7 protein-coding genes are annotated in these 12,644 nt (G+C 36.6%); 4 read left to right on the top strand and 3 right to left on the bottom strand.

Going from position 1 to position 12,644, the window contains the following annotated elements; genetic code table 11:
• Nucleotides 1-4 precede the first annotated feature (4 nt).
• The gene (locus tag CSC80_RS02360; RefSeq protein ID WP_099189541.1) at nt 5-1,591 is read left to right on the top strand and encodes a fibronectin type III domain-containing protein; all 1,587 of its coding nucleotides are present in this window, start codon (nt 5-7) and stop codon (nt 1,589-1,591) included.
• A 4-nt stretch (nt 1,592-1,595) separates the two neighbouring features.
• Nucleotides 1,596-2,684, top strand: a complete 1,089-nt coding sequence (locus tag CSC80_RS02355; RefSeq protein WP_099189539.1) for a sulfatase-like hydrolase/transferase — start codon at nt 1,596-1,598, stop codon at nt 2,682-2,684.
• A 187-nt stretch (nt 2,685-2,871) separates the two neighbouring features.
• Here CSC80_RS02355 and CSC80_RS02350 read toward each other — a convergent pair whose 3' ends face one another.
• Nucleotides 2,872-3,483: a hypothetical protein gene (locus tag CSC80_RS02350; protein ID WP_099189537.1), complete on the bottom strand. Its 612-nt coding sequence runs from the start codon at nt 3,481-3,483 to the stop codon at nt 2,872-2,874.
• A gap of 353 nt (nt 3,484-3,836) precedes the next feature.
• On the opposite strand from CSC80_RS02350, the gene CSC80_RS02345 reads away from it, so the two are divergent.
• Entirely contained in the window at nt 3,837-4,241 is a 405-nt protein-coding gene (locus CSC80_RS02345) for a response regulator (protein WP_058103749.1), read from the top strand.
• 12 nt (nt 4,242-4,253) lie between these two features.
• Here CSC80_RS02345 and CSC80_RS02340 read toward each other — a convergent pair whose 3' ends face one another.
• Together CSC80_RS02340 and CSC80_RS02335 are read right to left on the bottom strand one after the other, a co-directional pair.
• Nucleotides 4,254-4,637, bottom strand: coding sequence for a hypothetical protein (locus CSC80_RS02340; RefSeq protein ID WP_099189535.1), 384 nt, complete (start codon nt 4,635-4,637; stop codon nt 4,254-4,256).
• A gap of 117 nt (nt 4,638-4,754) precedes the next feature.
• The gene (locus CSC80_RS02335; RefSeq protein ID WP_099189533.1) at nt 4,755-7,271 is read right to left on the bottom strand and encodes a hypothetical protein; all 2,517 of its coding nucleotides are present in this window, start codon (nt 7,269-7,271) and stop codon (nt 4,755-4,757) included.
• Between the two features lie 260 nt (nt 7,272-7,531).
• Between CSC80_RS02335 and CSC80_RS02330 the strand changes: the two genes are divergently transcribed.
• Nucleotides 7,532-12,526, top strand: a complete 4,995-nt coding sequence (locus CSC80_RS02330) for a DUF4132 domain-containing protein (protein ID WP_099189530.1) — start codon at nt 7,532-7,534, stop codon at nt 12,524-12,526.
• Nucleotides 12,527-12,644 lie beyond the last annotated feature (118 nt).

Below are 12,644 nucleotides of genomic sequence, written 5' to 3'. Positions count from 1 at the left end.
ACATATGAAACTATTGAATTTTACTTTTTTGGCAACCTATTTTTGTGGTGTTGCCTTATATGCCCAAGAGACATCGGTATTTGTGGTTAAGCCTTATTTGCAAGATGCGAACCCTACCGAAATTACGGTAATGTGGGAGACTTCTTTGGGAGAAGAAAGCGTGGTTGAGTTTGGTACATCACCTAAGTTGGGTAAAAAAGCGGTAGGTGGTGCTGAGGATATCAACTTTGGTCCATCTCGTATTCATGAGGTAAAATTAACAGGACTAAAAAGATTTACTACCTATTATTATCGCGTGAAAACAGATAAGTTGGTGTCAGATATTTATCAGTTTAAGACACCTCCATTTGCAAGTGATAATGAGTCGTTCAATTTTTTGGCTATGAGCGATATGCAGATTGATCACCAAAATCCGGATAAGTTCAATGAAATTGTAAACAAAGGTATACTGCCCTTCTTGAAGTCGGAATATGGCAATACTACGCCAGATGATTTGGCAATGGTTTTAATACCTGGAGATTTGGTAGAGAACGGTGCAAAGTATGAGCAGTGGCAAAAAGACTTTTTTAAGCCTGCGCAAAAACTTTTTTCAGAAGTGCCTGTGTATCCTGTACTGGGTAATCATGAAAGAAACGCAAACTATTATTTTAAATATTTTAGTTTGCCTAAAAATGGTACACCCGCATATGCAGAGCATTGGTGGTACAAAGATTATGGCAATACCAGAATTATCGGTCTTAATTCAAATGAAGGATACCGTGATAGTCGTGAGCAATTTGCTTGGCTGAAATCATTGCTTGAAGAGACGGCTAAGAATGGGGAAATAGATTTTGTGTTCGCACAATTGCACCATCCGCACAAATCTGAATTATGGATTCCTGGTGAAGAAGAATCTTCAGGTAAGGTGGTAAAAATGTTAGAGGAATTTACCACCAAAACAGGTAAGCCTAGTTTGCATTTTTTTGGACATACCCATGGCTATTCTAGAGGGCAGTCTAAGGATCATAAACATCTTTGGATCAACGTGGCGTCCGCAGGTGGTGCTATTGATAATTGGGGTGAGTTTGAGGGTAGGGACTATGATGAATTCAGTGTTACCCAAGATGAATACGGATTTGTCATGGTAGAGGTTGATGGTAATCATGAGAATCCAAAATTCACCATCAAAAGAATCAGTAGGGGAAATGAAGAGTTGTATAGGGACAATGAAAAAACAGATGAAATTGTCATTTATGCCAAATCACATCAACCGGAAACTCCAATAGCTATTGCATTTAATGGTGCGGTGGAGTATACTGGAGGAATGTTAAAGGCGCAACCTTTTAGAAGTTCCTTTAAAGATGCCTATCATGCGGCATCACATTGGCAAATATCCACAACACAGGATTTTGATACATTGGCTCTGGATAGTTGGAAACAATCTGAAAATTGGTACTACGGCGAAAACAGGCAAGAAAACGATAACTTAACCGATGAACCCACTAAAAGATTAAAACCGAATACCAAATATTATTGGCGAGTACGCTATAGGGACCAACATTTAAATTGGAGTGATTGGTCAAAAACTGAATCATTTAAAACGAATAATTAATTTGATGATGAAAATACGAACGAGAATACTATTGGTTGCCGTGCTATTTATGTGGGTAGGGGCAACAGCTCAAATTGATAAGACGGCTAATGTATTTTTAATTACGTTAGATGGTGTACGTTGGCAAGATGTATATCATGGTTTAGATACGGCATTGGTGCAGAGTAATTATACAGAGGGCAAAGAGCTATTGAATAAAATGTTTTCAGGTAGTTCACCTGAAGAAAGTAGGGAAAAAATCATGCCTTTTTTTTGGAATACCATTGTCAAAGATGGTCAATTGTACGGCAATAGGACCAAAGGCAGTAAAGTTGATCTCACTAATAAAATGTTATTTTCCTATCCTGGGTATAATGAGATCTTAACCGGTAAGGCAGATGATGCCCATATTGATAGTAACGACAAAAACTACAATAAGAATGTAACGGTTTTAGAATTGGCAAATAAACAAGAGCGGTATACAGGTAAGGTTGCCGCCTTTGCCAGTTGGGACGTTTTTCCTTTTATCATCAATGATAAAAGGAGCGAAATCCCCGTAAATGCCGGGTATATGAATGCCCAAGGAGATTTGAGTGGTAAGGAGATATTCTTAAATGAAATGCAACGTCAAGCGCCAATTATTTGGGAAAGTGTACGGTTAGATGTGTTTACCCACCATTACGCAAAAGAATATGTAAAAAAGAACCATCCTAAAGTTGTATACATATCTTATGGTGAAACGGATGATTTTGCACATGGCGGCAAGTTTGATTTTTACATGAAATCATTACATAATACTGACGCTTTAATAGCGGATTTATGGCAATACGTACAGCAAGACGATTTTTATAAGGATAATACCTATTTTATAATCACTACGGACCATGGTAGGGGATCTGGTATTCTTGAAGATTCTAAATGGACAAGTCATGGTAGCAATGTAAAAGGAGCCCAACATACATGGATGGCAATTTTAGGTCCAAATGTAAAACCTGTTGAGGAAGCAGTTGATGGGCAACTTTATACCGATCAACTTGCACCAACCATAGCTAAAATTTTAGATGTTGACGTAGATATACAAACTATGCCGGCAAAACCGATTAACTTAAAATAAGATTGATGATTACTTTAAATTAAAACTAAAGTTAATTGCGATTTTTACAGCGAGTTTAGAATAAATTAGAGTTGAAATAAGCCAATGCCAATGAATTTTGGTGTTGGTTTTTTTTGATAATAATCTGATAAAAAGAAGGCTGTTACACCCAGTATAACAGCCCATTGGTACATTAAACACAAAAATATTAATTCATGCTATACACTACGTTGACCGTTAATTGCTCTTGGTAGTCTGCATAATAACTGGTCCAATCGTCATTATAATTAGAGTTACTGCTAATAGCGTGTATGTTGCCTAAATCAGTGTTTATTGTTTTACATAATTCCATAGCATATGCCTTGGCATTTTCCAATGCGGCATTGAGTGCAACTTTATTGTTTTCAGGTGAAACATTTTGTTTTACTTGAAATTGTAATTGAACCCCTAACAAGTTTGTCTTCAGTAATTTCATGGCTAGCTCTTTAGAATCTGTTTCATAGTATAAAATGGTACCGTCGCGTTGATATCCTAAAGAAAAATACTCCATCTCTTTTTCTTGAAATTTAGAGGTATCTATGTTCAATGCTTTCAATTCTTGATAATATTGTTTTCTTAATTGGTCTAGGTTTTCCACTCGTGTATCGGCATAGTAGACTTGATCCATACTTAAGGTAGCCTTAACCCTGTATTTAATAATTGTTTTTTCTAAAGGGGCGCTACCGGTTACGGTCACTGTCTTTTGTTCTAAATTAATTTGTGCCTGTAAAGCGTTGATCGCAAAAAGGCTGAATAAAAGGATGATGCTAATTTTTCTCATTTCAGTAGTAGTTTAAAAGATTAATATTAATTTTTTACAGGATGTATTTTCGGTTATTATTGCATTGTTTTTAGTTACATAGTTGTATTTCATAGTGATACAAGTATTTTTATCATATTTTAAATTTTTGCTTATGTTATTTATCGTTTCAAAAAAAATGTGTTAGTTTCTAATTTTTTTAACAAAATTTTAGCGTTTAATATTGAATAATTAATAATGTTAAAGTTTTGAAATGCTGTGGTTTATGCAATTTATTGTAGAAATTATTAGCAACTATCAAAATTTTATTGTAAGTTAAATCCTGTTAATTTTAAGAACTAAATTTCCCCAGGGATTAACGAATATTATTAGCTATGAAAATTGATACAGTTTGTATTATAGATGACGATCCAATTTGTGTTTATGGTACTAAAATTCTTTTGAACCACAATAATTTTGTGAGCGCTGACATTCTTGTATATGAGGATGGTGATGAAGCTTTAACCAATTTAACTTCCCAATTAAACAAAGGTCAACGAATGCCCGATATCATTTTATTGGACCTTAATATGCCTATTATGGATGGATGGGGATTCTTGGATAAATTCTCAAAATTACCGCTGGTAAACAAACCTCAGATTTTCATAGTAAGCTCACATTATGGAGACCATGAAATTAAGCGGGCAAAAAAATATGATTTAGTTCGCGATTTTATTTCAAAACCGTTGATTTCAAAAAATTTGAACGATATTTTAATGATGAGTAATATTGCAGTGTAAGCTGTTATTACTTTAGCTTAAATCTAGCTCGTTCAAAATAAAATCAATGTTGACCACATTTGCTTTATGATAGCTTAATAGTCTATTAAAAGACATCATATACCCCAAGCCGTTCAATGCTTTATTGTCGGTTTTTTTTAGGCTTATCTCATGTAAATTCTCGGTAATTTCATTTACTATTGAATCTACGGTATTGCCTGGGTTTACCTCTAATAAGCGTAACATTTTGGTGACCAATTCCTCATTCTTAAGATTGGCATTTATGTAATTATTTACGGTTTGCTGTCTATGTTCGTCTAAAAAGCTCAGGTCACTATTTTTAAAATAATGGCTTACCTGTTTGTTAATTGCATACAGGTTACTCAATTCTTTACCTAGTAATTCTTGTTTGTCCATCGTAATCTAATTTATCATTTCTTCATAAGATAGTTTTTAAGGTTAATGTTCATTAATGTTATTACGTGATTTTATATCTCAAAAATGAGATTGTTCATTGTTTTTTGGATATTCATTTTATCCAAGTTTAAATGGTTTTATTTTGTCATCATCGTCAAAATATCTTTGGGTTATACCTTTGCCAACAAGAGGTTCGTATAGTTCAAACTTCATATTACTGCCTGAAAATTTAGAGGTCCAATAAATCAATTTTTTTAAATGTAGCTGTCTAAATTCCTCTGATAACCGCTCTTGAAAATCACAACCGGTGATACTCAATACTTCCAATTGGGTAAGTTTTGCCAATTCTTTAGGTAGTGTGTTTTGTGTAAAACTTTCTATTCCTAAAACTCGAAGCGATTTCATAGTGCCGATCCAATGTGGTATTTTCCTTTTGCTGTATTTGCCGTTAATTAAAAGAGTGTCTAAAGTGAGATTGGCAATTGCAGTTGGGTAGGTTTTCATTTCTTTTGATATATGTTCTAGCCAAAGGTATTTTAGGGTTTTCCACTGCGTAATCGTTTCTAAGGCTTCTGAACCAAAATTATCACAAAAGTTTATTTTAAACGCTCTTATTTGGGGCACATTTAAGCCTGACAATGTTTGTACATCACAACTGTATAGTTCAAGTATTTTTAACTTGTTCAGACTTACCTTTGGAAAATCACGAATTCCCGTGCAATCCCTTAGCTCTAGATGTTCAAGATTAGGAGTTTGCTCCAATACCGATTGTAAAGAAGCACTATCTCCCTTATAATTATTGAGTTGTAGCGATTTTAATTTTGAGTTTTCATATCCAGAAAGTCCCTCGTAGAATTCTGGTTTATCTTCCGGGAACTCAACAAACAGATATTCTAAATTCGGACAGGCTTTTAAAAGCTCTGCAATATTGTTAGCGGGACCGGTATACTCATATTTTTTAATGTTCTGCGGATTTTTAAGAAACGCGAATCCCGATTCGCCTGCTATATATGAGTTGTTTTTACCTAAGTCCATCTGTTGAGCATCCATCACATCATAAAACGCTTTTAAATCTGATACGGGCGTATGTTCAATATTTACCTGAGTTGCCGAGCGTTTTGTTTTTCCAGGAATAATCCCTTTTAAACCTTTTATGGTCAGCTGCTCTGTATGTTTGGGCAGTGCATCTGTATTTAATTCCAAATGGTTCTCAAACTGAACGGTGAATTGCTTTAGTTTTTCAATTTTAGAAAGTGCTTTGGGTACCATTGCAGAGCTAGGTGCTTCGCCTACGGGAGTAGCATAAGAAGTGTTTTTATACAGGGTGACACTTTCTATTGTTTCTAATTCATTTATCCCATCAAAAATCCAATCTAAGTTGGGTACTAGTTTATAAGTAATGCTGGTTAGGTTTTTAAACGCTGCCAAGGTATTCTTGTGCTTTTTTTCCGGAGCTTCGCAATTAATTGAGATGGTTGTCAATTCTGGAAAAAACTCCGCATTGTCCAATACATAATGTAGCAGTTTGGGTGTATCTAAATTCAGTTCTTTTCGGCTAGATTTCTCGGTCATTGGGGCAATGTCTATATTACGGTTGCCAATTTTTGTGATCAAATTCGGTCTGGACTCAAAACCAAAAAAGAAATCTGCAGAAATGGTTGTTATTTTGGGAGCTATAAGTTCAAACAGCTGCAACTCTGGCATTGCTTCAAATCCTGTAGGTAAGGTTTCCAAACGGTTAGAAACTACCTTGAATTTCTTTAGTTTCGGTAGGTTTTTCATTTCCTTTGGCAACGCCGTTAGCTGGTCTAAACCATATAAATCTATCTTTTTCAATGTGGGTGGAAATACAACTACAGACAAATCTTCCACTCCTACATTTTGCAACTTTAATTCTTTTAAAAATTTAAGGTCAGCAAGCCAATGGAAATCTTTTAAATAGGTGTTGTGATCATCGCCTCCAAAAGAGTAATCGCCTTTAAAGGTGAATTCTTCCAGTGATTTTAATTTACCTATTGAAGCAGGTACTTCCTTTAAAAATGGCATGGTAAGCTTCATTTTTTTTAGGTTGGTTAGGTTGCCTAATTCATTAGGCAATTGTTCAAAATCTGCCTGTATTTCTAGTGCCTCTAAAGAGGTGAGATGAGGTAGTGCTTCTAAAATTGTAGTGTATGCATTGCCCTCATTCTTTAATGATATTTCTAGCTTTTGTATTCCGTTGAATCTACCTAGTATACTTGGGTGTTCTACCAAACGGTCTAAAAAGTTTTTTGTGAAATTGAAGAGCCCTAATTCGGGTTCTTTGAATAATAACGAGTGTAGTTTAAAAAGATTTAATTCATCAGAAAGTAATCCGTATTCCAACATCGCAACCAATCTGGAATCAACCGATTTCACACCTCCTTTTTGACTTATTTTTTTACGGCTCTTAAATGCCGTTTGAAAGTACTCAGGTGCCTGTTTTTTGATAATATTGGTGCATTCCGTTCTAATTTCTTTGTTCGCCGTTGTTTTAGCTATCACAAAAATTTCATAGAAAAAATCTTCAGGGTAGTTTGTACAGCTTTTTATAGCTTCAAAAGAAGCATCGATCTCAAAAAAATCGAACAGGGGTGTTTTGTTAGTATTCGGCATAATAACACGTAATTTTTTAGATGTACAAAGCTTTCCAAAAGCACTGGTGTTTTTGTCACTGCATTCAGTGATATTGAAGATTAAAAAAATCCTGTAGGTTGAAAAATCCCCAAATTCCGGTAGAAAGAAAAGTTACTTTCCGGCTACCTTGCCATAATTAATTGGAGACTGTAAAATAACATTGTACTGCATAAGTTAATATGTAGATACAATCCGTAATGTCCTCATTTCAGAATATAAAGCATAAAGAATAGCATCATATGATTCCAGCAGAAAAAGCGCAAAAATATATAGCCCAACACCAAAAACCGGAGGTAGATCGTTTTGAGTTTCGTTCATTTTCTCAACCTTATAGAAGGCTTGGGCAAATTCTAGGACGTATAAAGAAGGAGAAATATGAATATTATAATAGTAACGATTTCATTAGCGAGTTTGATGATCCCTTGACCATAAACCCTTGGTTGACCGAAGAAGGTATGCGTTTGGGTATACAATTATTTGGCGTGGTACAAGCACCGTATTTATCTGCCATGTGGGATTTTATCAATACCATGCCTTACCAAAGAAGCTATGATCGCAAAGCCTTTAGATCACAACCAAGTGAAGATATTTTACAGAATAAGCTAACTATTTTTAGTCAATTTTTATACAATAGCCGTGTTGGTTTCTGTGGATTAAGCTTGCAAGAACATTTTCAATACAGCATATATTACCCACATGGCAACAGTGTTTTTTTTGCTATTGTTTTGCAAAATAGTGGTGATATGTTCAATGAGCTGTTGAACGATATTTTACAGGGTGAAGATGAAATTGGTGGTGTAAGTCAAGATATTATCAAAGCTTTATTACTCTCGGAAGACGAAAAACACTGGGAGATGGTGGGTAAACTATTATTGGCTGCTCAACGTCAAGAAGGTTTGCGACAGTCCATTATGGAATCTATGGATGAAGCCGGTCTCCAGTCTTTAAAATACATGATCAATGTAGTGTTAGAGAATGATCTTACCCGTTTCAGTAGCGTTGTAAGGGCGGTAAATACCTGGTTTGGGTTAAACTGGGAGGCGCCTAAGAAATCTGTCATCAATCGTATTTTGGAACTGGCGCACTCTTTAATTCTTAACTTAAAGGAAGTAGACACACTTCTGAAAAGTAAAGATAATATTGAGGTGTATGTGGCATTATGGGCTATAGGTATTTTGGATGTTGATAAAGCCAATGCAAAAGCCTTGGACATCGTGTATTCTTCAGCCGATAGGAACAAGAAAATTCTCGCGCTTTACTATATGAGTAAAACGGATCGTACCAATGATTCTTTGGTTGCATATTTTATACAAGAACTAGGTAAAGATTATGCCCTAGATCATTGGATGGCGGTAAACTTACCGGAAATGCAGTTGGATAATGATACGTTTACCAAATTATTCGAGGTCGCAAAAACAGTTGAGGATAAGGGAAAAACTTATGAAAGCAAGATTTTCTCTTGGTGGAGTTTTACCCCTAATTCTCAATATTTCTATCAGTTTTTATTGCATGAGGCAACGGAACAGCAGCTGGAGCTTATGGCAAACGATCTAGATGAATTGCCGTCGGAATTTAGGGAGACTTACATTCGTAAAGTTTTTCCAATACATTATAGTTATGCATTTCACCATTATAAGACAGATGAGAAAAAAGTAAAGCTAAACTATGATCAATACTCATGGCGCAGGGCGTTGGCAAGAAAGGCTGTATACAATAGAAATGAGTGTGTTATGGCAACGGGACTCAACATTTTCCGGAAAATGCATTTGTACGATACCGATTTGGAGATTGCCGAAGATCTGTTGAAACGGAAGAACAAAAGTATGCGTACCGCCGTAATACAACTGCTGGTGTCTTTACCTAATGATACCATAAAACAGAGTGCCGGCAACTTGGTTACGGCAAAAAGTATTGACCAACGATTGGCAGGTTTAGAGATACTTACCATTTTAGATGCAGAGAACAGATATCCAGATTTTGTAGAAGCTCAGGTGGCTACATTTAAGGAGCGACCCAAGATCTCCAAAAATGAACAAGTACTTTTAAATAAGTTCGTTAAAAATAAGGATGAATACAATTTCAGTAACGGTTTTGGCACTGTAGATTACAATAACTTAAGTGCCCTTTACCAGCCACAGCCTCGTTTTGAGGTTAAATCTAATTTCTTGGATAAGCTGGGTATTAAAACCTCTCAGTCTTCAGACTTTAAATTTAAGGATATCATTGACATTGATAAGATAATTACCACTGTCAATGCATTAATTGCTCTGGTTGCTGAAAATGGTACGTATGAATATCAGATGGAGGGCTATCAAGGTGAGAACGACACCACCTTTATTAACCGGGGGCTTCATGATATGAAAAAACTAGATGAGCATGCCACGGCACAAGATCGTTTACATAATTTACCATTGTCCAATGTTTGGGTAGCCTGGTACGAACAAAGTAAGTTGAACGATTTTGAAATGAGTGCCGTATTGCGTTTTCTAAACCATAAGAGTTATCCTTTTGGACAGTATGAAGAACTGGTACCTTATATAAAACAATTTTATCCAGATTTAACGGGGTTAAATATCAATAGCGAAGAAAACTATTATACCAAAATAAGAACGTACATTACTATAATCAGGCGCTTGTTCATAGTATATGCGGATAGGGAAACCATTGTTTCCTATAAGCTAGATGTTTTTGAAGACATGGTGGCTTCATTTCCCAAAAGGTTGCAAAATTATAAGTTTCAATTAAGTGGATACCATCATTCCATAACCGCTAACTGGGCAAATATTATTACATCGTATGCAGGTGATCTAAGTGTTGGCGAGATTAATTTATTAAGTAATGAAGATTTAAAAAGATTCTGGGACATTCAAATGTACTTGGTGGCACAGTATTTTGGACATCCTGATACGGTTACGGATATACAGGAAATTACCAGGGAAAAACGAAATTCTGGCAACCTTAATTTTCCAGATGTAGAAGTAACCTTAAGGCTCTATAAAGCAGGATTTATAAATGATGACGACCTACTTTTCCAAGCACTGTATTCCAATGATCTAATGACCATTATAGATGGTGGCTATAATTATAGAATTCGCAGAGGTACGCTAACTGAAAATTTGGTTCCTAAACATGTGTTTTTACCCTTAAAAACGAACCTGTTGGAAACCGAGCTGGAACGGGGAGATTTGGTGACACCGGCAACGGATTATATTTTTTCCATTAATACCGTTGAAGGGGTAGACTATGTTTTTAAAGTGTTGCAGCGTTTGGGTAAAGATACCTTTGAGCGTGGTTATAGCTATTATGGTAATAGTAAAAAATCACTTTTCAGCGCTATTTTAAAGAAGACGACATTTAAGGAAACCGAGAGTTATGCTGATTTTGTAGCACTTGCAGACGAGCATAAAATATCCAAAAAACGACTAATAGAAGTGGCGTGCTATGCTACCCAGTGGGCAGGTGTTATTGGTGAATATCTAGGATTGGAAAAACTGGAAGATGCCGTTTGGTGGTTTCAGGCGCATGCATCTGATTATATGAGTAGCGAGAAAGAAACCATTATTTCAAGGTATTCCAATATTCCAAAATCGGACTTTTCGTTGGGTGCTATTGATATAGATTGGTTCAATAAAGTATATGGCAGTTTGGGTAAAGCCAACTGGAAAATTTTGCATGATGCCGCTAAATATATTACAGATGGTAATGCGCACAGACTGGTAAAATTATACTCCAGCGTAATGTTGGGCGAGGTAAAAATTACCGAGACCTTAAAGAAGATAAAAGATAAGCGAGACAAAGATTATGTGCGTGCTTTAGGGTTGATTCCGTTGAGCAAAACCGTACCTGAAAAAGATTTGTTGAAGCGTTATAACTTGTTGCAAGATTTTTTAAAGGAAAGCAAGCAGTTTGGGGCTCAGCGCCAGGAAAGTGAAAAGGCAGCGGTAGAAATTGCACTAGATAATTTGTCAAGGAATGCGGGCTATCTAGATCGCGTACGTTTTGGTTGGGCAATGGAGGCAAAGGCAACCCAGACTATAATGGAAAATGCGGTGTTGACTATTGATGATACCCAAATTACTCTGGTCATCAATGATCTTGGAAAAGCCGAAATTATAGTTGCAAAAGGTGATAAATCTTTAAAATCCATACCGGCCAAGTTGCGAAAAGACAAGCAGGTAATCGCATTAAAAGAGAATAAAACCTACCTCTCAAGGCAATATAGTAGAACACGTTTGTCGCTAGAGAATGCTATGGTAAATGAAGATAAGTTTACCGATTTGGAGATTCATAAAATGATGCAGCATCCTATCGTGAAGGTGATGTTGAGCAAATTGGTACTGTTCGCTCCCAATAAGGAAATCTCCGGTTTCTATACCGATGGTAGCCTTACCGACGTTTCCGGAAAAACCCATCAATTGCAAGAAGAAGATGAGTTGGTCATTGCCCACGCATCGCATTTATATACAGCGGTAGAATGGGATGTATATCAGAAACACCTTTTTGCTGAGCGTTTGGTACAGCCTTTTAAGCAGGTATTTAGAGAATTGTATCTACTTACTGAAGATGAGCGCGAGCACAGCAATAGGTCTGAGCGTTACCAAGGGCATCAAATTCAGCCCAAGCAGACCATAGCACTTTTAAGGGGTCGCGGCTGGACGGTGAGTAGGGAAGAAGGCTTACAGAAAGTATATCATAAACGCGGTTTCATTGCCACCATGTATGCTATGGCAGACTGGTATTCCCCGTCAGATGTAGAGGCGCCAACGCTAGAAGAAGTGTGTTTTCACTCCATTGAAACGCATGAGCGTATTCCGCTAACAGAAATTCCGGCTGTGGTTTTTAGTGAGATTATGAGAGATATGGATCTTGTGGTAAGTGTTGCCCATGTTGGTGGTGTAGATCCAGAAGCAAGCCACAGTACCATGCAAATGCGTGCTGCCTTGGCAGAAGAGTCGGCAAAATTGTTTAAGCTGAGCAATATAACGGTTAAAGAGCGTCACATATTTATACAGGGCACGTTGGGCGAGTACAGTATACATTTAGGTAGCGGTCAAGTAAGCAAAAAAGGCTTGTCGTTATCCATTATTCCAGTGCACAGTCAGCACAGGGGGCGTATGTTTTTACCCTTTGTGGATGACGACCCAAAATCTGCCGAGATCATTTCAAAAATGAAGTTACTATCAGAGGATAATAAAATACAAGATCCAACAATTTTGGCGCAGATAAATAGCTAAATAACAAGAATAATGGCGTTACCCCACTTAGGTGGGGTCGGGCTTTTGTTGCAAGTCCGCGTGCTATCGCACTGTGGGCTTTCCACGACAATCCCTAACGCTAAACAAAACAGAGATC

This window comes from Maribacter sp. 6B07, from assembly GCF_002700155.1.
GTDB classification, from domain to species: domain Bacteria; phylum Bacteroidota; class Bacteroidia; order Flavobacteriales; family Flavobacteriaceae; genus Maribacter; species Maribacter dokdonensis.
The sequence above is the reverse complement of the archived record's forward strand: the minus strand, read 5'-3'. Positions and strand labels throughout refer to the sequence as shown.